Raw genomic sequence first — 24,649 nt, forward strand, 5'->3', positions numbered from 1 at the left:
GCAACCGGAAGATGCTTTGCGCTACCTATGATGGCATAGATAGCAACTATTTGTATCTCGCTACCAAGGAATTTTTTTACCGTCATAGGCAATAAACTCACCAGAGTTTTTAGAATTTAACTTGGTGATGATTTTGGTCATTCCTTTAACTGATGTTTGGGTATCGATTAACGCGTTTACGCCACCCATCTCAGTTTGAACCCAACCTGGATGTAACGAAACGACATTAATTTTATCTTTTTCTAAATCAACGGATAAACTTTTAATCACAGCGTTTAACGCTGCTTTTGATGAACGATATATATAGCTGCCACCTGAGCTATTATCTGCCATGCTACCCATTTTACTGCTTAAAAAAGCGACCTTTTTTTCTTTACCGGCAATTAAATTAGAGTGGATGGCTTCAATTAACTTTAGAGGCGCTATGGTGTTAATATTAAAGGTTTTGATCCATTCTTGGTGATTAACCTGACCAAATTGGCTCGCTTCACCTTTTGGTCCGTAATATCCTGCATTTGAAATTAAGATATCAATGGGTTGATCTTTTAACATAGACGCCAGCCCAGCGAGTTGCTTATCGTCACTAATATCCACTGAAATGACTTTAACATCTGGGTTGGCTTGACTAAATACTTTGAGTCCATCTTGCGCAAGTGGGTTACGAGTTGTCGCAATGACTTGGTATCCAGCGCTATGGTATTGTTTAACAAATTCAAGCCCAATACCACGATTGGCGCCTGTTATTAAAACCGTTTTTTGCATATTTAATCCTGTACTATTTGATAACAAGGCTTATAAACCGCACCTGGAAGTTTCATTCTACCTTGTTTGATAAACGCTTTTAAGAGATCATCTATCATGAGCATTAAGCTATGGTCGCCGTGTATTTTATATGGGCCGTGCTCTTGTATTTCTTTTATCCCTTCCTCTTTTACATTACCGGCAACAATTGCAGAAAAAGTGCGTCGCAAATTGGCGGCTAAGCTGGCGGTGTCTTGATTGAGCATTAAATTGAGCCCGGCTACATTTTTATGAGTTGGGACAAAGGGCTGTTGAAACTCGGGCTCAATTTTTAGTGACCAATTAAAGTGATAGGCGTCGCCTGTCATCCGGCGGTTTGCTCTTACTTCTGACATATAGTTTTTCATGTGCTGGGCAACTGCAACAGGGTCATCAACAATTATCGTATATAAATTAGTTGCAGCTTCGCCTAAGGTGGCTCGGATAAATTGATCAAGCTCTTCAAAATAAGTTTGGCTTTCGCTTGGCCCAGTCAATACGATAGGTAAACATAAGGTTTGATTGGCACTGTTGAGCATAATGCCTAAAATATATAAAAGTTCTTCAGCCGTACCTACGCCGCCCGGAAAAATGACAATACCATGTGCAACCCGTAAAAAAGCTTCTAAGCGTTTTTCAATATCAGGTAAAATAACGAGTTCGTTGACAATAGGATTAGGCGGCTCAGCGGCTATAATCGAAGGTTCAGTTAAACCTAAATATCGGCCTGTTTTTATTCGTTGTTTTAAATGCGCTATGGTTGCACCTTTCATGGGGCCTTTCATTGCACCAGGGCCGCAGCCTGTGCAAATATTTAAACCACGTAAACCCATTTCGTAGCCAACGTCTTTGGTGTATTGATATTCATGAGAGCGAATAGAGTGTCCACCCCAGCAAACAATCATGTTTGGATCTTTATGGGTTTGCAGGGCACCTGCATTTCGTAAAATATCAAACACATAATGGGTTAGGTGAGCCGGATGGGCTAAATCAATATTACTTAATTCTTTTAAGCGCACGCCGGTATAAAGAATGTCTCTTAACACATCAAACAATAACTCTTGAATACCGGTAATAATTTCACCGTCAACTAATGCGTGGCTGGGCGGGTTGATGAGTTGTAATTTAACCCCGCGTTCGCGTGGAATCACATTAATATCAAAATCTTTAAATTTGTCATAAATTTCAGCGCTGTCATCTGTATCACTGCCGACATTTAATACCGCAAGTGAACAGTTTCTGTATAAGCGATATAAATCACTAGTTGAAGATTGTTTTAATTTATCTACCTCTAGTTGAGACAATAAATCCATTGTGCCAACAGGGTTAATTTCTATGATCATATACACCTCTTGATCTTTGGGAGTGAGCCATCGTTTAGATAAAGATAAATGGAAACTGATCTATCTTGTTAATATGACTTTATTTCTGCCCGATGCTTTTGCTTTATATAGGGCTTGATCGGCTCGATCAAATGCACTTTGTGGTTGGTCTATCGCTTTAAATTGGGTCGCACCCATTGAAATGGTTACCTTTAAATCTGCATTTTTGAATTTAAAAGGTATTTTATTAACGGCTTCACGCAAGTGATTCAATTTGATGTCAATTTCTTTTAGTTTAGATTCAGGAAAAATTAATACAAACTCTTCCCCGCCATAACGTGCTATGTAGTCTGTCTCTCGCAGGCCTTTTTGCAAGGTAGCGGCCACAATTTGTAGTACTCGGTCGCCCACTGAGTGGCCGAATTTATCATTAATTTTTTTAAAGTGGTCAATATCGGCCACAACGACACATAAATCGTGGCTGTACCGCATCCAACGGCGATATTCAAGCTCCATGCGTTCATCTAGCGAGGCTCGGTTAGGTAGCTTAGTCAGCATATCTTGAAGTGATTTAAAGCGTTGTTCCGATAGTTTCTTTTTATATTCTTCAGCTTCGACTTCTAATTCTTTTAAGCGAGATTCCATTTCTGACAAGCTGCCAATTAATAGCTGATGCTCTTGTGATTCCAGTGATTCTTTTTGGTTAAGCGCATCAATAATATCAGCTATGCGTAAGTTGATTTGCTTTTTTAAGCCATCTAAAGTTGTGGCTTTATTTACCTCGTCGGACATTCCCGTTAAGTTATCTTTTAGCTGAGCATTTAACTTTTGTTTTGATTCGTTAATTGACTGAGAGCCAGAGATAGAGGTAGATACTGCCGAATGAACGGAACTTAACGCATCATTTAAGCTAAATAGAAAGCTTTGAGCGGATTGGCGCTCTTCTGTAATACTGCCGACAACTAAGCGAATCACCTCTACACAAGACTCGACTAAACATGCTGCTGAAACATGACTCGATAGGGTGTGTCTTATTTTATCAACTTTATCGGCGTTTTCACCTGAAAACGCAATATGGCTTAAAATATTAATGAGCTCAGCGGAGGCTTTTTGACGAAGTGGCTCAAGTGCTGCTGTGTCATCGGTAGATGCTGGCGTTGCTTCGAGCTCTTTAATTTCTAAAGTTGCAAACTCTTGGTATAAATTAACGAGCTGAGTTAACACGGGGATTAAATGTATATAGCTGTTATCTGGTTGCTCTATTTGTTGAATAACCCCTCGTAAACTTCTTCTAAATTCGTTGGGTAAACCTTTAAATTTTTGCAGGGTTTTAGCTGCACCTAATAGCGCAACTTGAGCTTGTTGTAGTTGTTGTGCGTTTTTATTGCTTTGCTGGTTGAGTAGCTTGCTCAATTCAGTGATGAGAGGTTCTAGTTTGCTAATGTTGGTATTTTTATTTAAATGTGTTCGAAGTTTGCCTAAACGATTATCTAATTCAACATCTAATCCTTTGCAGGTATTCGTTAACTTACCTATAAATGCAGTTAGGCTTGTGAATTGTTTTTCGTAACTTCGCTCAAGGCTCTGGCGAGCTTGAATGGAAGATAATAGTTTCTTTTTTAATAATTCTATTTTTTCGTCAGACACAGAGTTTTCCTGGCAAATTCGATAATATAGCTTATGTATACATTTTTGGCAGCTTTACAAAATTAGTTAAATAGCAACTTATTGATTAATCTCAACCTATTGCAAATAGTGTAGCTTAGATTTTGCAATGAGGTTAAGTTAATTTTTAACTGTTATTGCCTAGCTAGCCGATACCATTTAGTTTGTGCTATTAATTGAGTATGGCTCGCTCTGATTGGGTTGATATCCAAACCACCACGTCGAGTATATCTTGCATACACTAATAGTTCATCAGGTTTAAACTGGTTATTTATATCTGTGTATATTCGTTCGACACAATGTTCATGAAATTCGTTATGATTTCTAAAACCAATCAAATAAGTTAACAAACTGCTGCGGCAAATCTTAGGGCCTGAGTATTGAATTAATACGCTGCCCCAGTCTGGCTGGCCTGTGACTAAACAGTTAGATTTAAGCAAATGTGAAGTCAGGGTTTCGTTCACGTTTTCAGCAGGTGTTTCAGCGGTTAATAATTTTGGGTTATACTCAAATGTATCGATTTCAATGGGCGCGTCATCAATGAGTTCTCCTGAAAATAAGGTAAGGCCTTTTTGGGTGTATTGGTCGAGTGAGTAAATGGTTACTTCTACTTTTTCGCCCGACATAGCGGCTAAATCTTGCTGCATGAGTTTTTTTACGGCTTGCTCAGATTTAAAACGAGTTTGGTTAAAACTATTTAAATATAGCTTAAATGACTTAGATTCAACTAAATTTTCAGAGTGAGCCTGAAATACAAACTCAACAATTTTAACCACAGGCTTGCCTGTAGGTTCTAGCCATGATACTTCATAACCTGTCCAAATATCTTGCCCAAGATATTGTGTGTCAATTTCACCTAAAGTGTCGCGTGCCATTGTTCGAGGTACGGCTTGCAGTAGGGTAGGATCGTATTGATTGGTATAGCTAGTTGTTTTACCTAGGGTTAATTCTTGAAGTAAAGCACTTGTTTTCTGCTGTGACATAAGGCTAAATAACCGTTTATTAATTAAGTAAAAGTAGTTGAATATGTCTGACTCTGTTGAAAGTGCTTTGGCTGGATTTTTCCAGCGACACATTCAGGCCAGTGGTTTAATTGACCATGGTATAATTGAATATGATCCAGAATGGCAAAGCCCTTGTCAATCTGGAAATGAGAATGAAGGGAAAATAAACTGGAAGCCAGTTAAGCGAAGTACATCTGAAAGCTTAAACAATATAGAGATAGCGCTTGAAGTTCAATTGCACCCAGATATCCATTCTTTTTATACCGCCTTTTACGCCCCGACACTTGAAGCTTACTGGCAAGGTGATTTATTGAGTTTAATTCAAGTGTGGAACGAAGATGACTTTGCTATTTTACAAGAGAATATGCTGGGTCATCTAATGATGAAGCGTAAATTAAAACAGCAAGCCAGTGTTTTTATTGCAACAACAGATAATGATGAGTATCTGATTTCTGTATTAAATAAAACGGGCGAAGTCATGTTAGAAAAAGTGGGTTGTGAGCCTCATTTAAAATTAGCAGACAGCATAAGCGAGTTTATTGATTTACTGACGTTTAAATAAAAATTTTGAGTGAGTTAATTTTTAGAGCGCTCGAGTAGTTGTTTACTTAACTCTGCTACTTGGCGTTCTAATTGTTCAACTCTTTGCTCAAGGCTACTGGGTTTTGTTATATCTGGGCTATTAACCTCAAGCTGGCGAGGTTTATTTTCTTGATAGCTTTTTAGATAGTTATCTGGATCTTGCTTAAACGCTGAAATTGCTTTGGTAATAAGTGGAAGTGGCGCTGAGATAATCATTTTATTTTTGATGTTGGCAACTGAAACCTGTTTATTGTCCATGTGCAACTGACAGATAGTTTCAAATACTTGCTGAAGAGCGAGTTCTTGTTTCATTGATAAGGCTTTATGGTTATTTTTGATAATTTAAATATTATCAGCTCGTGTATGGCAGGCCAAGTATTTTGAGTAAGGTGGTAGTGTTTACCTTGGCAAGTGGAAAAATTGCAGAGTAGATATACCCGTGCTACCTCAAGATGCTTGATTTCAGCCGGAGAAAAAAATGCATGAGACAAGGCAAATTGCTGAAGGTATAGTCATTCTACATCAAAGCAATTTAACGCCGTATCAGGCATTTTTAGCCCGGCCCTTTGGGAGCTTCACAGCGCTTACACTACTGCGTTATATTGGTTTGAAAGGTGCCTACATTCCTTTACCTACATGCCTTGTATTGAAAGCGCTGTGATAGCTCTGAAACATGCATCTTGAAGTAGCTCGGGTATACAAAAGCTCGGCGGGAAATAACCGAGCTTTTAAAGCTAATCTTTACTTTAACCAGTTTGGCAATTTAGCTTCATAGGTATCTATATCGCTGGCAAACTGTAAAGTCCAACCAATTGAATCTAAGCCGTTGACTAAACAATGCTTGTGAAACTCATTAATTGGAAATTGATACGTTTGACCATTTACCGTTAAGGTCTGTGCTGGTAAATCAATATCAAATGTAACATTTGCATCTGCTTGCACGGCTTGGAATAATGTTTCTACTTCAACATCTGTTAATTTAATTGGCAAAATTTCATTATTCATGCAGTTGCCGTAAAAAATATCAGCAAAACTGCTAGCGATGACAACATCAAAACCATAGTCTTTTATTGCCCAAGGCGCATGCTCTCGACTTGAACCACAGCCAAAATTTTCACGAGATAACAATACATTGGCACCTTGGTGCTCAGGTTTATTTAATGTGAATTCTGGATTGTCTTGGGTTCCGGCTTCATCTAAATAGCGCCAGTCGTGAAATAAATGTACACCAAAACCGGTACGGTCTACTTTTTGTAAAAATTGCTTTGGGATAATGGCATCAGTATCGACATTTGATTTATCTAATGGGGCAACTTTGCCTTTGATTTGTGTAATACCTGACATTATTTAGCCTCCATTAATTGACGAACATCAACAAAATGACCTTCAACAGCAGCAGCCGCCGCCATAGAAGGACTTACTAGGTGGGTACGGCCCCCACGGCCTTGTCTACCTTCGAAGTTGCGGTTGGATGTTGAAGCACAACGTTCTTCAAAGCCTAATTTATCATCGTTCATTGCAAGACACATTGAACAGCCAGGTAAACGCCATTCAAAGCCAGCTTCAATAAAAACTTTGTCTAACCCTTCAGCTTCAGCTTGCTGTTTTACTTGACCTGAGCCTGGTACCACAATTGCTTCGATTCCCGGTTTTACTTGGCGGCCTTTGGCAACTGCAGCGGCATCACGTAAATCTTCAATACGGCTGTTGGTACATGAACCAATAAATACTTTATCAACAGGTAAGTCAGTTAGCGATTGACCTGCTTGAATACCCATATAATCGAGCGCAGCTTGCGCTGATGCTTTTTCTACTGCATTTGAAAAATCACTGGGTTTAGGTATGGCTTGGTTTACGCCAATAACTTGACCTGGGTTTGTGCCCCAAGTAATTTGGGGTTCAATGTCTTCTGCTTTTAAATTGACAACTGTATCAAATTGAGCGTCTGGATCTGATTTTAATGTTTTCCAGTATTCAACGGCTTCAACCCAAGCATCATCTTTAGGTGCAAATTCGCGCCCTTGTAAATAATCAATTGTGGTTTGATCCGGTGCAACTAAGCCTGCTTTACCACCAGCTTCAATACTCATATTACAGATAGTCATGCGTTGTTCCATTGATAAAGATTCAATCGCACTCCCTGTATATTCCATAACATGGCCTGTTGCGCCGTCCATGCCTATTTTACCTATAATGGCTAAAATAATATCTTTGGCGGTAACCCCAAAAGGTAATACACCATTTACTTCAATTTTCATTGTTTTAGCAACGTTTTGCTTTAAGGTTTGTGTTGCTAAAACGTGTTCAACTTCTGATGTACCTATACCAAACGCAAGTGCGCCAAATGCACCGTGGGTAGCGGTATGAGAGTCACCACATACTATGGTAGTGCCAGGTAAAGTAATACCGAGTTCAGGGCCGATAACATGAACGATCCCTTGGCGTAAATCACCTACTTTGTAAAGTGGTACACCAAACTCTTGGCAGTTATTTTCAAGGGTTTGCATTTGAATGCGTGCCATTGGACTAGCTGCATCTACGGCTAATGATTTGGTTGATACATTATGATCCATAGTGGCAAATGTTTTATTAACCGCGCGAACAGGGCGGTTTTTTTCACGCAATCCTGAAAAAGCTTGAGGTGATGTCACTTCGTGAACTAAGTGTCGGTCAATGTAAATTAAAGGTGTTTCACCTTCTTGTGCACGAACAATGTGTGCATCATAAATTTTTTGATATAAAGTTTTGCCCATTTTAAACTCCGGCTAGCTTATTAATTTGGCTTAAATTGAGGATTAATTAAGCCAAATACTGTCTGGTGATTTTACTTATTTGTTAGCTTGCAGATAACAAATTTGCGATGTAATCACCGACTTGAGATGTCGTTTTTGCTTGGTCTTGTTTTTCAGGTGCTAATAATTCACCTGTTAAATAGCCATCGTTTAACGTTTGAACCACGGCTTTTTCTATTGCGTCTGCAATATCGCCTCGGTTAAAGCTAAAACGTAACATCATAGAGGCTGATAATATTTGTGCAATAGGGTTAGCAATGCCTTTACCTGCAATGTCTGGCGCACTACCGCCAGCTGGTTCGTACATACCAAAGCCGGCTTCGTTAATTGAAGCTGAAGGTAGTAGCCCCATAGAGCCAGTAATCATAGCGCACTCATCTGAAATAATATCACCCATTAAGTTTGAGCAAAGCATCACGTCAAACTGATTTGGATAACGGATAAGTTGCATAGCAGCGTTGTCAATGTACATGTGTTCAAGTGATACGCTTGGGTAATCTTTTGCAACTTCTTCAACCACCTCGCGCCATAATACGCTTGTTTGTAGTACATTTGCTTTATCAATTGAATGAACTTTACTACCGCGTTTTAAAGCGGCTTCAAACGCTATTTTGGCGATTCGGCGAATTTCTTTTTTAGAATATCGCATAGTGTCAAACCCATAGGTTTCTTCACCTTCGCCGCTTCGACCTTTTGGTTGTCCAAAATAAATACCAGAGGTAAGTTCACGCACCACTAATGTGTCAAAACCACTTTTAGCAATATCTTCACGTAGTGGTGATAAAGCTTCTAAACCTGGATATATACGAGCAGGGCGTAAGTTACTAAATAAATCAAAGTGGCCACGTAAGCCTAATAATGCACAACGTTCTGGTTGTTCTTGGGCGGGTAAATTTGCCCACTTTGGCCCGCCAACTGAACCAAATAAAATAGCATCAGCAGCTTCGCAAGCTGCAACGGTTGATTTTGGTAAAGCTTCACCATGATTATCAATTGCAGCGCCGCCGACATCTTTGGCATCAAAATTAAATTTCACGCTAAACTTTTGCTCAGCGACAGAAAGTACTTTAAGCGCTTCGGCCATCACTTCAGGGCCTATGCCGTCACCGGCGAGTACTGCAATTTTCATTGTGTTTTCAGACATTACTGACTTCCTAATTTTAACTTATTTAGCTTGCTCGTTTTGCTTAGCCTGCTTTTGTAATTCAATTTGGTCGGCGCGGTAGGTTAAGTTCATTACATGAACTAATGCTTGCGCTGAAGCTTCTACTATATCGGTAGAAAGACCAAAACCTCGGTATTTTTTGCCTTTATATTTGACTACGATATCAGTTTGAGCTTGTGCATCTTCGCCGCCTGTTTTAGCTGATATGGCGTAGTCTATAATTTCTAACTCTAAATCTATTAGTTCTAATAATGCTCGATAGGTTGCATCAACCGGGCCATTACCCAGAGCAGATCCTGCTATTATATCATCACCAACTTTTAATTTAACCCCAGAAGTTGCAGTTTCGTTCGAACCTGACACTGCAGCTAAATAGGTAAGCTGATAATGCTGCTTGTCCATTTGTTGCTGGTTGCAGTAAAGTAGTGCTTCTAAGTCGTAATCAAACACTTGACCTTTTTTATCTGCCAATTTTAAAAAGCTGGCATAAAGTTCATCTAAACTATAATCCGTCGCTGCGTAACCTAATTGTTCCATCCTGTGTTTAATAACATGACGACCGCTGCGCGAGGTCATATTTAAATCATTGGTGCTTTTGCCGATGCTTTCCGGGGTAATGATCTCATAGGTATTTTTTGCTTTTAAAACACCATCTTGATGTATGCCGGACGAATGGCTAAACGCATTTGCACCAACAATCGCTTTGTTAGGTTGGACTGGCATATTACATAGCTGGCTCACTAAGCGTGATGCATGAAAAATTTCTTTGTTGTTAAGTCGACTATTGGTTTTAATTAAATCTTCGCGGGTATTTAATATCATGGCGACTTCTTCAAGAGCACAATTACCAGCGCGTTCACCAATGCCATTTATAGTACATTCAACTTGCCTTGCGCCATTTTGTACAGCTGAAATTGAATTAGCGACGGCAAGCCCAAGATCATTATGGCAATGAACGGAAATAATGGCTTGATCAATATTAGGCACGCGGTTAAATAAGGTATTGATAATGCCACCAAATTCGTTTGGAATTGTGTAGCCAACCGTATCAGGAATATTAATGGTTTTTGCGCCAGCACGAATCGCGGCTTCAACCATGCGGCATAAATTATCAATTGGGGTTCTGCCAGCATCTTCACACGAAAATTCAACATCGTCGGTAAATTTACGGGCATATTTAACTGCGTTTACGCCCATTTCTAAAACTTGATCAAAATTTCGTTTTAATTTTTGTTCAACATGAATGGTTGATGTAGAAATAAATGTATGGATTCTAAATTGCTCGGCAACACTTAATGATTGAGCACATGCGTCTATGTCTTTTTCAACAGCCCGAGCTAAGCCACAAACTACAGAATTTTTGATATGCTTTGCAATTGTTTGCACGGAGTCAAAATCACCAGGACTTGAAACAGGAAAACCAGCCTCCATTACATCAACGCCTAAACGCTCAAGGGCTAGCGCTATTTGTAATTTTTCGCGCACAGATAAACTTGCTGACAGCGCTTGTTCACCATCACGTAGGGTAGTATCAAAGATTATGACTTGGTCTGACATTGTTCAGCTCCTGTTTTTCGGGCCCGGAATCAGCTACGAATCTAACAAAAAACCCGCGCCTAAAGCACGGGTTTTGTAATGACATTCGGTTAAATAATTATTTATGCCAAGTACAAACCCGCCTATGCAATTTTAGCAATCGCAGTAAGTGAGTTATCAGACATAAAGTTTTCATTTACCAGAACCTTAAATTGAGTTTTGTATTGATCTAACAAATACTATTTGTAAGACCTATTTTGAGTTGCCCGAGCGCCAATGTCAATTGATAATTCAAATTGAACAGCCCAAACAAATCAAGGCTTAGCTAATGGGTTCGAAATTGTTGGATTTCAATATTGAACAGGCCATTTTCTGTAAAATTTATTTAAGTGACTGCTCGATAAATAGTTTAAAGTCTTCCGGGGGCAGGGGTTTTGAATATAAATATCCTTGAATAATATCACAGCCTAACTCTGTTAAGTATTGAGCTTGTGTTTCGGTTTCTACGCCTTCAGCAATTGTTTTCAGCGTTAATTTTTGGCCTAATGATAAAATGGTTTGTACTATGGTTTTTCCATTTCCGCTATCCATATCTTGGACAAATGAGCGGTCAATTTTCATGCGACTAAGCGGCAATTTATTTAAATAACTTAATGAAGAAAACCCAGTCCCAAAATCATCTAACGCAATTTGAATGCCATGTGCTTTTAGTTGATTAAGTACGTTAATAACCGCGTTAGGGTTATTCATTAGAATGCTCTCGGTGATTTCGAGTTCAATTAATTCAGGATTAACGTTGAAAGATTCGATGGTGTGGACCAATTTTTTGGAAAAAGTAGGGTCTCTAAACTGGGCAATGGAAACATTGACTGAAATTTTAATCTTAGTAATACCTAAGTTTTCCAGCTGTTTTATCTCTCTGCAAGCTTGTTCAATGACCCAATCGCCAATTTCAATGATAAGCCCTGAATGTTCAGCAATTGGTATAAAGATATCGGGCGATATCATGTTTCCATTTTCAGTTGGCCATCTTAGCAAACCTTCGCAACCAACTACTTTTGTTGTTTGAAGATCAATTTGCGGTTGAAACCAAAGCTGTAATTTTTGGGCCTTAAAATCAGCTCTAAGTTGTTGAGCCATTCCAAGGCGCCAAGCCATTTTTTGTTCGAGTGTGTCATCAAAGTAGGCGTATTTTTGGGTATTATGTTTTTTAGCATGGTTTAGCGCAATGTCAGCTCGCTTTAGAGCTTGCAAACCTGTTGTGGTTGAATCATCTCGAGATAAAAAACCCATATTAAAATAAACAGGCATGCGTTGCTCTGCAACCATTAGCGGAAAGCTGAATAGGGATTCGATTGATTCTGGATTTAACGTTTCTTTTGAACCTATAATGCCAAATACATCGGCGTTAACTCTGGCCAGTTGACAATGGTTAGAGAACTGTTCAGCTAATCGGTCGGCACAGGCTTTGAGCATTAAATTGCCAATTTCTTGACTTAACCCATGGTTGACTTCTGAAAAATGGCTAATGTCGATTAATGCGATTACATCTCCCATTTGCTCGTTTTGTAAATAATGGTTCACGGCTTTAATAAAACCAGCACGGTTATAGAGACCGCTTAGTTTATCAGTATAGGCGGTTGTTTTAAGCTGCTGGATTAATTTAATATTATCTAAAGCAACTGAAATATTTGATAAAAATACGTCAATATAAGGGCGTTGTTCTAATCGTTGAATGCCGGAATCTAAATAAAGTGCAGCATGATGCTTTTGTCCCGGAATGAAAAGTACAGTGTCATGTTCATTAAGTTGATGATCTTCTTGAGTTAAACATAAACTGACTTGATGAATAATTCGTCCATTGTCAATTTGTTCAAGTGATTGCTGAGTTAATGATTCAAATTCGTCAGTGGCACCTACGACATAAGTTCTATTTTCACTTTGATTAAGCGTTTGAACTAGTAGCAAACCTTGTAGCGGGAGTCGTAATAATTGGCTAAATTGAGAAACTACTAGTTGTACAAATTTTTCCGGCTGGGGCTGTTTTTGAATGTGAGAACTGGCTTCGACTATTTGCTGGAGATAAACGTGATTTTGTTTTATTTGACAAAGTTGTTTGTAACTACGCAGAGCCGAAATAATCGTCGTCACTAATTTACTGCGAGTTAATTCGGTTTTCGTTTTATAATCATTAATATCATAGTCTTGGACTATTTGCTCTTCAGGTGCATAGCCAGGTTGTCCTGTACGTAAAATAATACGGGTATCGTGTTGGTGTAAAACATCTCTAATTTGCTTAATCGCATCTAAACCCGCATTGTCGCTCTCCATTACAACGTCCATTAAAATAATAGCAACGTCAGAATGTTCCCGTAAATAAACAACAGAGTCTCTACCGGAGTAAGCGTGACCAAAAAATAAGCTTTTTCCCAAAATTTTAACGCCCGATAATGCGAGCTGAGTTACGGTGTGGATTTCTTTGTCATCATCAACGATTAATATATGCCAATTATCAGTATCATTAACCTCTTCTTGCGGCTCTTCTTCGTCGGCAAATAAAAAAAGATTATCATTACCGCTAGGGTGTGCGCTCATAATTTACCTATTTTGTTCAGTTGATACGGTGACATATAAATGAATACGATGATTAATGTATATGAGTTTAACCTTGTTTATTTTTAACTTAGGCTGTTTCGCGTTATTTTTATGCTATTTTGACGATAGTGATAACACATTGTATTTAGCAATTGGCAGAGCCGAGTTATGCTCACAATAACGTCAATTTAATTTACCTGATGTTATGCTTGTAATTGAATTAAAAAACTAAATACACTTAAATAGCTTAGAAATGAACTGCTAATAAATAAAGCTAAGTTAAGCAAAAAGGGTCACAAAATTACGATGTTTTTGTATTAGCTAAAGGCTTTTAACCAGAAATTATCGATTAAATTGACAACGGGTGAATAAGGTGAAAATAGACGGCCATTCTAAAGCTAATATAGATTTACAAACTGATAATAAAGCAGTGAAGAAACCCAATCCACAATCAGGTAGTGTAGCGCATGTGCAAAAAGATAATCAGTTAGAGGCTTTTCCCAAAGCAAAAGTGTCGATTGATAATACCGCGAATAATTTATATCGATTACAGCAAATTGCACATAAATTTGGGTTTGATAAAGCTAAAAAAGATGACAAACCATTAAACCTAGAGCAAAGGGCTAATCGACGCAAACGTTTGAAAATGCTGCAAAAGCAACAAAATGTTGAGCAAATATTAGAATTTTCAGCTGAGTATATTGATAGTAGCCGAACCCAAGCAGAAGTCGATCCAGATTGGCTATATCAATTTTTTGAAGCAGCTGAAAGTATTTATGCACGCCCAATGCAGCAATTGTGGGGCAAAATATTAGCCATGCAAACTGCTAAACCAAACCGTTTTTCGTTGCGAGCGCTTGTTACGTTAAAGACAATGACTTATCAAGAGGCGAATATTTTTCAAGCTGCGTGCGCATTGGCAATGACAGATAAATCAGATAAAGGCGGTAAAATTTTAACTGGCTTATATTGCCAGCTTGGGCTGTTAAGTTGGTTTAAATCCGTTAAACCTAAACACCTTAATTTAAGTAAATTTGGGTTGAGCTATCCTGATTTGCTCAGCTTGATTGAACTTGGATTAATCTATTCAAGTGAAATTGAAAGCTCACCTTATCCAATCAACCATGCGTTAGCTCTTGAGAACAGACAGCACAAAATTAATATAAAAGTGAAAAATGATAACACCATCTTGACTTATTATAAGCTGACACAAACAGGAATCGAATTAGCTAGTTTAATTGCCGGAAACGCTAAGCAAGATTATTTTAAACAAATGACTGATACTTTTACACCAGAGCTTGAAATATCGATTAATTCCACCCAAGACAGTTAGTCGACCGTTATTTTTCGAAATTAATAACTGATAACTGTATGGTCAATCGTAAGCTTTTTCTATGCCGAGTTAGCGAATGGTTCCGCGTTTAGGTTTTCTACCTAAAAAATTATTTAAATTTTAGTCAATGTTGTCTTAAAAGTTGTTTTAAACGATAAAGCAACTTTAGCCCGAAATTCCCTGTGGACGGCGTTTGTAGCCAACTCTAAAAATATACCACTGCCAATCCATAAAAATAATTCATTAATTAATGAATTAAAATCAATTTTATTCATGTTAGCTTCAAAGTATAAAACACACTCTGCTCTTAACTTTCGTCAATATCGCTGTGAGATCTTGTTAGATATCGTAGATATACGTAAAGACGACTCATTAGAGAGCTCAGCGCGGTAGATTGGAAAATACACCAAACGTAAAAAATAAATTTAAATTTTATCTCAGGATATTTTTCATGGGATTTGGTTTCGGAGCATTTTGTTCTAACAAAATAGGGTCGCAAATTACGATGAATAAAGACTTCACATTTACGATTAAATATAATTGTCTCGATGAAAATTATCAGCCTTCAGACAACACTCGTATCACAACTAATTTTGCTAATTTAGCCAGAGGAAAGAGCCGTAAAGAGAATTTACGCAAAGCTTTAAAAATGATTAACAATAGTTTTAATGCGTTAGCACATTGGGATAACCCTAAAGGCGAACGTTATTCAGTTGAACTTGATATCATTTCTGTCGATATGAAAATAGAAGGGGAAACTCATACCTTTCCAACGATTGAAATACTGAAAACAAATATAGTTGATCATAAAACGAATAAACGCATTGAGGGTATAGTCGGCAATAATTTTTCCTCTTATGTGAGAGATTATGATTTTAGTGTATTGCTGTCTGAACATAATAAGAATCAATCTACATTTAGTATCCCGGATAATTTTGGCGAGCTGCATGGAAAGCTATTTAAGTATTTTGTGAATTCAAACGCTTATAAACAGCACTTTAATAAACCGCCTGTTATTTGCCTGAGCGTATCGGATAATAAAATTTATCATCAAACTGAAAACCAGCACCCCGTATTAGGTCTTGAGTATCAACCCAATGACACTTCTTTGACTGAGCAATACTTTAAAAAAATGGGCTTACACGTTCGTTATTTTATGCCACCAAATAGTGTCGCCCCTTTGGCTTTTTATTTTGTTGGCGATTTGCTAAATGATTACACAAGCTTGGAGTTGATAAGCACTATTAGCACGATGGAAACGTTTCAAAAAATATATCGACCAGAAATTTATAATGCCAATGCGGTGGCAGGCAAGGCTTATCAACCAAATTTAAAAAACCAAGATCATTCGTTAACACAAATTGTTTACGATCGAGAGGAGCGTAGCAAGTTGTCTATTAAGCAAGGAAAGTTTGCCGAGGAGCATTTAATCAAACCATACCAAAGCGTGCTTGAGCAGTGGTCTGCTAATAACTCACTTAACGAACCTGCTTAACCATTAAAAGGAACAATAAAATTTATTATGAAAATCTTATTACCGACTTCAACAGCAGGCAGTTTGCCTAAGCCATCATGGCTGGCACAACCTGAAAAACTCTGGTCACCTTGGAAATTGCAAGGTGAGGAGTTAATCGACGGAAAACATGATGCATTATGTTTGTCTTTGCAAGAACAGCAACAAGCCAATATTAATATTGTGAGTGACGGCGAGCAAACCCGGCAGCACTTTGTGACGACATTTATTGAGCACTTGAGTGGCGTTGATTTTGAGAACCGTAAAACTGTTAAAATTCGTGATCGTTACGAGGCTAGCGTTCCAACGGTGGTTAGTGCTGTTTCTCGACCAAAGCCAGTTTTTGTGGAAGATGCCAAATTTTTACGCAAACAAACTAAACAACCTATAAAATGGGCCTTGCCAGGTCCGATGACAATGATAGATACGCTTTTTGATGATTACTATAAGAGCCGTGAAAAGCTTGCTTGGGAATTTGCCAAAATTCTTAATCAAGAAGCGAAAGCGTTAGAAGCTGTAGGGGTGGATATCATTCAATTTGATGAACCCGCATTTAATGTATTCTTTGATGACGTTAATGATTGGGGTATTGCCTGTTTAGAGCGAGCAATTGAAGGGCTTAAGTGCGAAACCGCCGTGCATATTTGCTATGGGTATGGTATTAAAGCGAATACCGACTGGAAAAAAACGTTAGGCTCAGAATGGCTACAATACGAAGCGGTTTTCCCCAAACTTAAAAACTCTAATATCGATATTATATCGCTAGAGTGTCATAACTCTCATGTGCCTATTGAATTGTTGGAACTTGTTCGGGGTAAAAAAGTGATGGTAGGCGCCATTGATGTCGCAAATAATATGATTGAAACGCCTGAAGAAGTCGCTAATACGTTGCGAGAAGCACTAAAGTTTGTTGATGCCGACAAACTTTACCCTTGTACAAACTGTGGTATGGCACCTTTACCTCGTGAAATTGCAAGAGGTAAACTCAATGCTTTAAGTGCTGGCGCAGAGATTGTTCGAAACGAACTTTTGCAAACATCGTAAACCAGTGCGCAGTCATTAATATAACTTCTTAGCGGTTTATATTTTTGATTGCTTACATTATTGATTTAACGAGGAGCAATTGCCCCGTTAAATCAGATACTGAACTAAAGGCTAATCAATATCCTATTCGTAAACTTTCACCATGAGCTTATAAAACAAGCTCAGCCAACATGCGCAGGCCAGTGAATAGCAATACCAGCGCAAAAATTTTCTTCAGTTTTATAGCGTCTAATTTAGCTGATAATGATGCCCCTACCGGTGCAAATAATACAGTAAGCGGTACAATACAAAATAAAGCCATTAGATTAACTAAGCCAAATGTGCCAACCGGTGCATCGGCTGGTGTCGTGCCGAATAAAAACATTGTGAGGGCACCCGGCAACGAAATAATAAGACCGATAGCTGCAGCAGTACCCACTGCTTTATGAGCTGGGTAGTTATAAAGTGTTAATAATGGCACAGAGATAGTTCCGCCGCCAATTCCGACCATTGCACTGAAAAAACCAATACACCCGCTCATAACGTTTTGGCCTGCAGTATTAGGCAGTTGTTGAAATAGGGCAGATTTTCCTGTTCTAAATAGCATATTGAGTGCAGATAAGGTCGCTATTACCCCAAATAGCATGGTCAGTATGGTGCCATCAACCCGAGTGACTAACCAACTGCCAGTTAATACACCAATAAAAATAAAAACCGCCCAACGTTTAAGAAGGTTAAAGTCGACATTGCCTTTTTGATTGTGAGAGCGGATGGAACTGATTGAAGTAGGAACTATCGTAGCCAGTGAGGTGGCAGTTGCAATTAACATCGCTGATTCGGGCGATACGCCAAAACTTTGGAATAAGAAAAATAGTACCGGTACTATGACAATACCACCACCTACGCCTAATAGACCGGCTAAAACACCTGCGAATATCCCAGTGGCGGCTAACGCTAAAAAAGTCGATAAGTTGTTTGTAATAAATTCAATTATATTCATTAATGACGGCTGCTATGTTTAATTATTGATAAAGATCTTATCACCAACTAGTTAAAAACGTGGTCGATCATAAGGCGATCTATGATGTAAACGATAAAACTTATTAAATAAATCGTACGAGCTTGCGATATGTTGCTGAAGTTATATTTTTAATCCGTTAATTTTAAAGGTATTTGGCTGATTAGTAAGTGATAAAATTTCATCAATTAATGAAATTTTATCATCATTAAAATAAAAGCCTGAGCAAGTAAAGTTGAAAGCGCCAGTTAAAACAATCACGAAAGGCGGTACATTATGTTTATGTTAATTGCAGTTCAACTATAGCGGTACTAGAGGGGGGAGCGGTCATTGGCTTTTTAGCTTTAAGCGTTGCGGAGCGTCGCTGGTCTTATGTAAGCTGAGACCGACGAGTGACAAAGCCTATGTTTTGAAATGATTAAGATATCAAATAAAAAAGAAATGGTTGCGGGAGCAGGATTTGAACCTACGACCTTCGCTGGTCTTATGTAAGCTGAGACCGACGAGTGACCAAGGCTATGTTTTGAAATGTAAGATATCAAATAAAAAAGAAATGGTTGCGGGAGCAGGATTTGAACCTACGACCTTCGCTGGTCTTATATAAGCTGAGACCGACGAGTGACCAAGGCTATATTTTGAAATGTAAGATATCAAATAAAAAAAAGAAATGGTTGCGGAAGCAGGATTTGAACCTACGACGTTCGCTGGTCTTATATAAGCTGAGACCGACGAGTGACCAAGGCTATATTTTGAAATGATTAAGATATCAAATAAAAAAGAAATGGTTGCGGGAGCAGGATTTGAACCTACGACCTTCGGGTTATGAGCCCGACGAGCTACCAGACTGCTCCATCCCGCGACAATGAGATGTGTACATCCGTTTACTGGCGACTAGAAATCCTTTCTAGTATTTGCATTTAAAAGTGGTTGCGGGAGCAGGATTTGAACCTACAACCTTTGAGATATAAAGTGAGAGCCTGAAGGCGAATTGTTTATATCTACTAACCAAATTGTAAAGTGGTTGCGGGAGCAGGATTTGAACCTACGACCTTCGGGTTATGAGCCCGACGAGCTACCAGACTGCTCCATCCCGCGACAATGAGATGTGTATATCCGTTTACTGGCGACTAGAAATCCTTTCTAGTATTTATATTTTAAAATGGTTGCGGGCGCTGGATTTAACTTAACGACCTTTGAGATATAAGTGAGAGCCTGAGGGCGAATACTTTATATCTACTAACCAAATTGTAAAATGGTTGCGGGAGCAGGATTTGAACCTACGACCTTCGGGTTATGAGCCCGACGAGCTACCAGACTGCTCCATCCCGCGACAATTCTTTTGTTAATCGCTACAACTTAAAAGTGCGTTGCTGCGTAACGAGGCGTGCATACTAATGGATTTGTTTTATATTGCAAGCTTTAATCTTAAATAATATTTCAGTTGCTCAATTGGTAATCAATTTGCCTTGTTTATTATTAATTTTCAGCTTAACTGTAAATTAATAACTTATATCTATATCTTAATTATCTATTTTAGCAGAAATTGTTTAATGGAATATAATTAGATTAACTTTTTAGGAATTAGGTGGTAAGACCACTATATTGTGTTAAAATATTGTAATTGTATATGTAAAGTCTAATTTGTTTAATTAGTATTATCCTACTTGGAGTTGTAGAAGGAGTTAAATTAATATGAGTCGATTTGTACGGTTAAGCACTATAAAGTTAGTGCCTGTTATTGCCGCAAGCTTTTTGAGCGTTTCAAATTCTTTTGCTGCCCAGTTTGATATTGCTGGTTTAGACGTTAGCTTTGATTCTACATTTACGCTGGGCACAAGTTATAGAGTTGAAAATAGAGACTGGTCATTAATTGGGAAAAATAATCATCCCAATGTTCAATGGGCAAACGAGCAAGGTCCTTACAACGCGGTGTTAAATCCGATATATGATCCCGCCGATATTTGGGATCAACCTGGCTCATATTCTGCAAATGGTGACTTAGCAAATTTAAATCATGATCCAGGCGAAGCATTTTCTCGAATGTTCTCAGGAACGCACGAGTTAGATATCAATGCAGGTGACTGGGGTGTTTTTACTCGGTTTATGTATTTTTACGATCAGGCTGCACAACAAAAGAAAGCATGGAAACATCCGTTAACAGGTGAATATTATGACCTTTGTGCTGATAAACAAGCCAAAGAAAGAATTTGCCAAGATTTTCGCTTTTTAGATGCTTTTGTCTATGGCTACTTTGATATTGCAGATAAACCCGTCTCCGTCAAATTAGGTAAACAAGTAGTAAGCTGGGGGGAAAGTTCGTTAATCGCGCATGGGATTAACGCTATTAACCCGGTTGATATATCTCGATTAAAAGCGCCAGGTGCTGAATTAAAAGAAGCTTTTATTCCGGTTGGCATGTTATGGGGATCGATTAGTTTAACGGATAATATTTATTTAGATGCCTTTTATCAGTATGAATGGCAAGAAACTATTTTACCGGCACCTGGTAGCTATTTTTCAACCAATGATTTTGCTGGATATGGCGGCTATCAAAATAATGTGCAAATTGGTTTTACTCAAAACCCAGACATTAATACCGAATATTTGGTGAATCAGCTAAATGGCTCTGTTAAGGGGTATTTAAATGCAAATATTGATGATATTAATAATTTAGTTGGGCAAATTGCGCAGGCAGATGCAAGCCAGCAAGCACAATTAGCCGAACAATTTTATCAAATCACGGCCCCTTATTATTTATACGGTACAAAAACAGCGATTAAAGCTAGAGAAGAAAATGGTGACCAAAAACCGAAAAATGGCGGTCAGTACGGGTTAAAACTTGGGGTTTATTCGCCAGATTTAAATGACTCTGAATTTGGTTTTTATTTTATGAACTACCATAGTCGTCGACCAATTAATTCAGGTAAAGCGAGTAATTTTGAGTTGGGTAGTGTTTATCAGGATATTCAATATTTGTTAAATAATACAATTTCAAATAAAAATTTCCAAAATTTGAATGTATTTACCCAAGCTTATTTAGAATACCCAGAAGACATTAAACTATATGGGTTTAGTTTTAATACCAGTATCAATGAAACAGCACTTGCAGGCGAAATTGCTTACCGTCAAGATGAACCATTGCAAGTCGATGATGTTGAGTTACTTTATGCTGGGATGCCTGAACAATTAGCAAATGCAGGTTTACGTCCAGATTTGGAAGGAGTCTCGCAATTACCAGAAGTACCCTCTGGTGGTATTGCACAAGGTTATATTTTACGGGATACAGTACAGGCGCAAGCCACATTGACACATTTATTTGGTCCAATGTTAGGATCTGATTCGCTTGCCTTGCTAGGGGAGGCAGGTGTTGTTCACATTCAAGATATGCCTGAATACGATGAATTAAGGTTAAATGGCCCAGGCACAGCTCGCGGTGGGGTTTTACCTGTGAATCAAGGTTTAATTACTGGTCTTTCAAATGGGATAGAAACGACGCCTTTCCCGACTGCTTCAGCGTGGGGTTATAAAATTTTAGCTAGATTGTCTTACAATAATTTATTTTATGGTGTAAATGTTCAGCCTAAAATTGTATTTTCGCACGATGTTAATGGCATAACCCCAGATCCTATGTTTTTATTTGTCGAAGATCGCAAATCAGCTGCATTTAGTGTTAATTTCGATTATCAAAGTAAGCTAGCGGTAGAATTAGGCTACAATTCATTTTGGGGCGGAGTTGGTAAAAGTAATGGTTTTGCGGATAGAGACTATGTATCACTAAGCGTTAAATATTCGCTTTAATTTAGCAGTAGTATTGCTAAATTAATTGAAGGCACTAGTTTTTAGTGAGATGAAAAGGATATTCATTATTAAATTTATAAGGTTGTATTTATGAGTGTATTGATAAAATCGCGAATTTCTTTATTGGTAAGCATGGTTGCGCTTGGATTGTCTGGCACAATTGCACATGCAAAAGTAACCGAAAGTGAAGCTCAGCAGCTAGGTCAATCATTGACTGCATTAGGGGCTGAAAAAAAAGCTAATGCCGATGGGTCTATCCCGGCTTGGCAAGGCGGAATTACTCAGCCGCCAGCTGAATATAGCGTTGGGGATCATCACCTAGATCCATATTCAGACGATAAAAAACTGTTTGAAATTACCAGTCAAAATTATAAGCAATATGAAAAACTATTAACGCCGGGTCAAATTGCGTTATTTAATACGTATCCAGACTCTTTTATAATGCCAATTTATCAAACGCATCGCTCTGCATCTCAACCGAATTATGTTTATAAGGCAACAAAAGCAAACGCGTTAACTGCCGAATTAGTCGATTCTGGTGAAGGGGTTAAAGGTGCAGCCACTGGGATTCCTTTTCCTATTCCTAAGTCTGGCCTTGAAGCTATTTGGAACCATATTTTGCGTTTTCGGGGAACCGATATTGCCAGGTGGGGCGGCCAAGCTTCACCAACAGCATCGGGCGATTATACCTTTATTGGTTTTGAAGAAGAGGTAATGACTGATTATTCAAGAGAATCTGCAACGCCAGAAAATTTAGCTCAAACTAACATTATCTCTATGTTTAAGCAAAAAGTGACGTCTCCTTCTCGTTTAAAAGGCACCGCATTATTAGTTCATGAAACCTTAAATCAAGTTAAGCAACCAAGACAAGCTTGGACTTATAACACAGGCCAGCGTCGAGTTCGTAAAGCACCCAATATTGCTTTTGACGCACCTGGTACTGCTTCTGATGGGTTAAGAACAACAGATGAATTTGATATGTATAATGGCTCGCCAGGCCGATATGACTGGAAGCTTATTGGTAAACAAGAGTTGTACATACCCTATAATAATTATGCCCTTCATCAAGAAGGTATTGATTATGATGATATTTTAAAGCCGGGCCATATTAATCCAGAGCTAACTCGATATGAAAAGCATAGAGTTTGGGTTGTTGAAGCAAATTTAAAGTCAGGCATGCGTCATATATATAAAAAACGTGTTTTTTATATAGACGAAGATAGTTGGCAAATTTCTGTCGTAGATACTTATGATAATCGAGATTCTTTGTATCGAGTTAATTTTACGTATGTAATTAACTATTATGAAGTGCCGACTTTATGGAGCACTTTGGATGTTTATCATGATTTAAATTCACGACGCTACTTAGCACTTGGATTAGATAATAACGAAAAAATGTATGACTTTAGTGTCGATTTAGATACAGGGGATTTTACGCCTCAAGCCTTACGACGTGAAGGTTTACGTTAAATCAATATAAAGATTTATAAAAAATGAAATTAGTTAAATGTTTTATATTGATCTTGTGTGCTAATTTAGTCATGCAAGTAGCCAAGGCTGATGCAAAGTTAGCCTTGGTTAAATCCTCTTTGCTTTTAGATATTACCTCAGTCAATCAGCAGGCTTTAATTGCTGTTGGTGAGCGCGGTCATATTTTACGTAAAAAATCAGCCCAACCTTGGCAATTAGTGGCTTCCCCTTCTGATATTACACTCACGTCGGTGACTGCTCCGCACCATAACAAAGTGTGGGCAGTTGGACATCAAGGTACGATTTTAATGAGCCCTGATGCAGGTAAAACTTGGCAAATCAATTTTAAAGTAGATACTGACTCGCCTTTTATGGATATTTTATTTTTTGATGAAAATCATGGTGTTGCGATTGGTGCTTATGGTTTGTTTTACCGTACATTAGATGGTGGAAAAAGCTGGAATAAAGAAGTACACCCAAGTATTTTACTGTTAGATGACCAGACATATTTGGCCGATGTTAAAACTGAATCTGACGAACTTTATAAAGAAGAAGTTGCCGCCCTTCAACCTCACTTAAACCAAATAACATTATTGAACCAAAATCGTTTAATTATGGTAGGTGAATTTGGACTAATTGCCACTAGTGACGACAAAGGTAAAAGCTGGCAACGATTAGATGAGATTTATGTGGGATCATTTTTTGATGTTTCGGCGCAATCACAGGTGATTGTTTCGGGTTTACGAGGCCATATTTTTTACTCTGAACAACCACTAAATCAGTCTACGCAATGGCAATCTATCAAAGTATCCGAACCTGTTAATATTAATACTGCAATTAAATTGCCAGATCAAACTTGGAGATTGTTTGGCAATAGTCAAACGTATTGGAAATGGTCTGTTGGTATGCAGCAAGCAGAGCCAGTTGCTCAATTAAAAAGCAAAGCGATTATCAGCGCTGCTATTTTTGATCAAAAAATATGGCTAGTCGGAGATAAAGGGCTAGAGCAAATCGAATTACCAGAGTCACCCCCCATTCAATAGCAGAGGTTTC

Annotated in this window: 18 protein-coding genes and 3 tRNA genes; 7 read left to right on the forward strand and 14 right to left on the reverse strand. The window is 38.3% G+C overall.

The window, feature by feature from the left end:
• Positions 1–60: 60 nt before the first annotated feature.
• The 4 genes from OLW01_RS03490 to queF all read right to left on the reverse strand — a co-directional run bounded on the left by OLW01_RS03490 (position 61) and on the right by queF (position 4,750).
• Positions 61–762: an SDR family oxidoreductase gene (locus OLW01_RS03490; protein ID WP_268075234.1), complete on the reverse strand. Its 702-nt coding sequence runs from the start codon at positions 760–762 to the stop codon at positions 61–63.
• 2 nt (positions 763–764) lie between these two features.
• Positions 765–2,123, reverse strand: a complete 1,359-nt coding sequence (gene ppnN, locus OLW01_RS03495) for a nucleotide 5'-monophosphate nucleosidase PpnN (protein ID WP_268075235.1) — start codon at positions 2,121–2,123, stop codon at positions 765–767.
• Between the two features lie 60 nt (positions 2,124–2,183).
• Complete coding sequence (locus OLW01_RS03500) at positions 2,184–3,749, reverse strand: GGDEF domain-containing protein (protein ID WP_268075236.1); 1,566 nt, start codon at positions 3,747–3,749, stop codon at positions 2,184–2,186.
• A 152-nt stretch (positions 3,750–3,901) separates the two neighbouring features.
• A complete protein-coding gene (queF, locus tag OLW01_RS03505; protein ID WP_268075237.1) occupies positions 3,902–4,750 on the reverse strand; it encodes an NADPH-dependent 7-cyano-7-deazaguanine reductase QueF in 849 nt (282 codons plus the stop codon).
• A 43-nt stretch (positions 4,751–4,793) separates the two neighbouring features.
• On the opposite strand from queF, the gene syd reads away from it, so the two are divergent.
• Positions 4,794–5,333 (forward strand): SecY-interacting protein, encoded by a 540-nt coding sequence (gene syd / locus OLW01_RS03510; protein ID WP_268075239.1) that lies wholly within the window; start codon positions 4,794–4,796, stop codon positions 5,331–5,333.
• A gap of 14 nt (positions 5,334–5,347) precedes the next feature.
• Here syd and OLW01_RS03515 read toward each other — a convergent pair whose 3' ends face one another.
• From OLW01_RS03515 to OLW01_RS03540, 6 genes are all read right to left on the reverse strand, one after another.
• On the reverse strand, positions 5,348–5,665 hold the full coding sequence (locus OLW01_RS03515) for a hypothetical protein (RefSeq protein WP_268075240.1): 318 nt from the start codon (positions 5,663–5,665) through the stop codon (positions 5,348–5,350).
• A 429-nt stretch (positions 5,666–6,094) separates the two neighbouring features.
• Complete coding sequence (gene leuD / locus OLW01_RS03520; protein WP_268075241.1) at positions 6,095–6,697, reverse strand: 3-isopropylmalate dehydratase small subunit; 603 nt, start codon at positions 6,695–6,697, stop codon at positions 6,095–6,097.
• Positions 6,697–8,106, reverse strand: a complete 1,410-nt coding sequence (leuC, locus tag OLW01_RS03525; protein WP_268075242.1) for a 3-isopropylmalate dehydratase large subunit — start codon at positions 8,104–8,106, stop codon at positions 6,697–6,699. The genes leuD and leuC overlap by 1 nt, the downstream gene beginning before the upstream one ends.
• Positions 8,107–8,188: 82 nt before the next feature.
• The gene (gene leuB, locus OLW01_RS03530) at positions 8,189–9,289 is read right to left on the reverse strand and encodes a 3-isopropylmalate dehydrogenase (RefSeq protein WP_268075243.1); all 1,101 of its coding nucleotides are present in this window, start codon (positions 9,287–9,289) and stop codon (positions 8,189–8,191) included.
• A 21-nt stretch (positions 9,290–9,310) separates the two neighbouring features.
• On the reverse strand, positions 9,311–10,867 hold the full coding sequence (leuA, locus tag OLW01_RS03535) for a 2-isopropylmalate synthase (protein ID WP_268075244.1): 1,557 nt from the start codon (positions 10,865–10,867) through the stop codon (positions 9,311–9,313).
• 360 nt (positions 10,868–11,227) lie between these two features.
• Entirely contained in the window at positions 11,228–13,441 is a 2,214-nt protein-coding gene (locus OLW01_RS03540) for a two-component system response regulator (protein WP_268075245.1), read from the reverse strand.
• Between the two features lie 373 nt (positions 13,442–13,814).
• Here OLW01_RS03540 and OLW01_RS03545 point away from each other — a divergent pair, with 373 nt between their 5' ends.
• The 3 genes from OLW01_RS03545 (at position 13,815) to OLW01_RS03555 (ending at position 17,331) form a co-directional block, all read left to right on the forward strand.
• On the forward strand, positions 13,815–14,774 hold the full coding sequence (locus tag OLW01_RS03545) for a TIGR03899 family protein (protein ID WP_268075247.1): 960 nt from the start codon (positions 13,815–13,817) through the stop codon (positions 14,772–14,774).
• Positions 14,775–15,279: 505 nt separating this feature from the next.
• Positions 15,280–16,269: a DUF1852 domain-containing protein gene (locus tag OLW01_RS03550; protein ID WP_268075248.1), complete on the forward strand. Its 990-nt coding sequence runs from the start codon at positions 15,280–15,282 to the stop codon at positions 16,267–16,269.
• A 27-nt stretch (positions 16,270–16,296) separates the two neighbouring features.
• Positions 16,297–17,331 carry a methionine synthase gene (locus OLW01_RS03555; RefSeq protein ID WP_268075249.1) on the forward strand — a complete coding sequence of 345 codons (1,035 nt, stop codon included), beginning with the start codon at positions 16,297–16,299 and terminating at the stop codon, positions 17,329–17,331.
• Positions 17,332–17,479: 148 nt separating this feature from the next.
• Here the strand turns inward: OLW01_RS03555 and OLW01_RS03560 are convergent, their stop codons facing one another.
• From OLW01_RS03560 to OLW01_RS03575, 4 genes are all read right to left on the reverse strand, one after another.
• Positions 17,480–18,310 (reverse strand): sulfite exporter TauE/SafE family protein, encoded by an 831-nt coding sequence (locus OLW01_RS03560; RefSeq protein WP_268075250.1) that lies wholly within the window; start codon positions 18,308–18,310, stop codon positions 17,480–17,482.
• 800 nt (positions 18,311–19,110) lie between these two features.
• Positions 19,111–19,187, reverse strand: a tRNA-Met gene (locus tag OLW01_RS03565).
• A 159-nt stretch (positions 19,188–19,346) separates the two neighbouring features.
• Positions 19,347–19,423 (reverse strand) — tRNA-Met (locus OLW01_RS03570).
• 158 nt (positions 19,424–19,581) lie between these two features.
• A tRNA-Met gene (locus OLW01_RS03575) sits at positions 19,582–19,658 on the reverse strand.
• Positions 19,659–20,020: 362 nt separating this feature from the next.
• On the opposite strand from OLW01_RS03575, the gene OLW01_RS03580 reads away from it, so the two are divergent.
• The 3 genes from OLW01_RS03580 (at position 20,021) to OLW01_RS03590 (ending at position 24,639) form a co-directional block, all read left to right on the forward strand.
• Positions 20,021–22,126, forward strand: coding sequence for a DUF1302 domain-containing protein (locus OLW01_RS03580; protein ID WP_268075251.1), 2,106 nt, complete (start codon positions 20,021–20,023; stop codon positions 22,124–22,126).
• A gap of 90 nt (positions 22,127–22,216) precedes the next feature.
• Entirely contained in the window at positions 22,217–23,596 is a 1,380-nt protein-coding gene (locus OLW01_RS03585) for a DUF1329 domain-containing protein (protein WP_268075252.1), read from the forward strand.
• Between the two features lie 23 nt (positions 23,597–23,619).
• A complete protein-coding gene (locus tag OLW01_RS03590) occupies positions 23,620–24,639 on the forward strand; it encodes a beta propeller repeat protein (RefSeq protein WP_268075253.1) in 1,020 nt (339 codons plus the stop codon).
• Positions 24,640–24,649: the final 10 nt, after the last annotated feature.

Origin of the sequence: Catenovulum adriaticum (genome assembly GCF_026725475.1) — a bacterium.
Lineage (GTDB): Bacteria > Pseudomonadota > Gammaproteobacteria > Enterobacterales > Alteromonadaceae > Catenovulum > Catenovulum adriaticum.

What these genes read in the sequence shown, in the direction of transcription:
- OLW01_RS03550 (WP_268075248.1), top strand. Translation starts at nt 15,280, where the DNA reads ATGAATAAAGACTTCACATTTACGATTAAATATAATTGTCTCGATGAA.
- OLW01_RS03590 (WP_268075253.1), top strand. Translation starts at nt 23,620, where the DNA reads ATGAAATTAGTTAAATGTTTTATATTGATCTTGTGTGCTAATTTAGTC.
- queF (WP_268075237.1), bottom strand. Translation starts at nt 4,750, where the DNA reads ATGTCACAGCAGAAAACAAGTGCTTTACTTCAAGAATTAACCCTAGGT.
- syd (WP_268075239.1), top strand. Translation starts at nt 4,794, where the DNA reads ATGTCTGACTCTGTTGAAAGTGCTTTGGCTGGATTTTTCCAGCGACAC.
- OLW01_RS03580 (WP_268075251.1), top strand. Translation starts at nt 20,021, where the DNA reads ATGAGTCGATTTGTACGGTTAAGCACTATAAAGTTAGTGCCTGTTATT.
- OLW01_RS03490 (WP_268075234.1), bottom strand. Translation starts at nt 762, where the DNA reads ATGCAAAAAACGGTTTTAATAACAGGCGCCAATCGTGGTATTGGGCTT.
- OLW01_RS03555 (WP_268075249.1), top strand. Translation starts at nt 16,297, where the DNA reads ATGAAAATCTTATTACCGACTTCAACAGCAGGCAGTTTGCCTAAGCCA.
- OLW01_RS03560 (WP_268075250.1), bottom strand. Translation starts at nt 18,310, where the DNA reads ATGAATATAATTGAATTTATTACAAACAACTTATCGACTTTTTTAGCG.
- leuB (WP_268075243.1), bottom strand. Translation starts at nt 9,289, where the DNA reads ATGTCTGAAAACACAATGAAAATTGCAGTACTCGCCGGTGACGGCATA.
- OLW01_RS03515 (WP_268075240.1), bottom strand. Translation starts at nt 5,665, where the DNA reads ATGAAACAAGAACTCGCTCTTCAGCAAGTATTTGAAACTATCTGTCAG.
- leuD (WP_268075241.1), bottom strand. Translation starts at nt 6,697, where the DNA reads ATGTCAGGTATTACACAAATCAAAGGCAAAGTTGCCCCATTAGATAAA.
- OLW01_RS03585 (WP_268075252.1), top strand. Translation starts at nt 22,217, where the DNA reads ATGAGTGTATTGATAAAATCGCGAATTTCTTTATTGGTAAGCATGGTT.
- leuC (WP_268075242.1), bottom strand. Translation starts at nt 8,106, where the DNA reads ATGGGCAAAACTTTATATCAAAAAATTTATGATGCACACATTGTTCGT.
- ppnN (WP_268075235.1), bottom strand. Translation starts at nt 2,123, where the DNA reads ATGATCATAGAAATTAACCCTGTTGGCACAATGGATTTATTGTCTCAA.
- OLW01_RS03540 (WP_268075245.1), bottom strand. Translation starts at nt 13,441, where the DNA reads ATGAGCGCACACCCTAGCGGTAATGATAATCTTTTTTTATTTGCCGAC.
- leuA (WP_268075244.1), bottom strand. Translation starts at nt 10,867, where the DNA reads ATGTCAGACCAAGTCATAATCTTTGATACTACCCTACGTGATGGTGAA.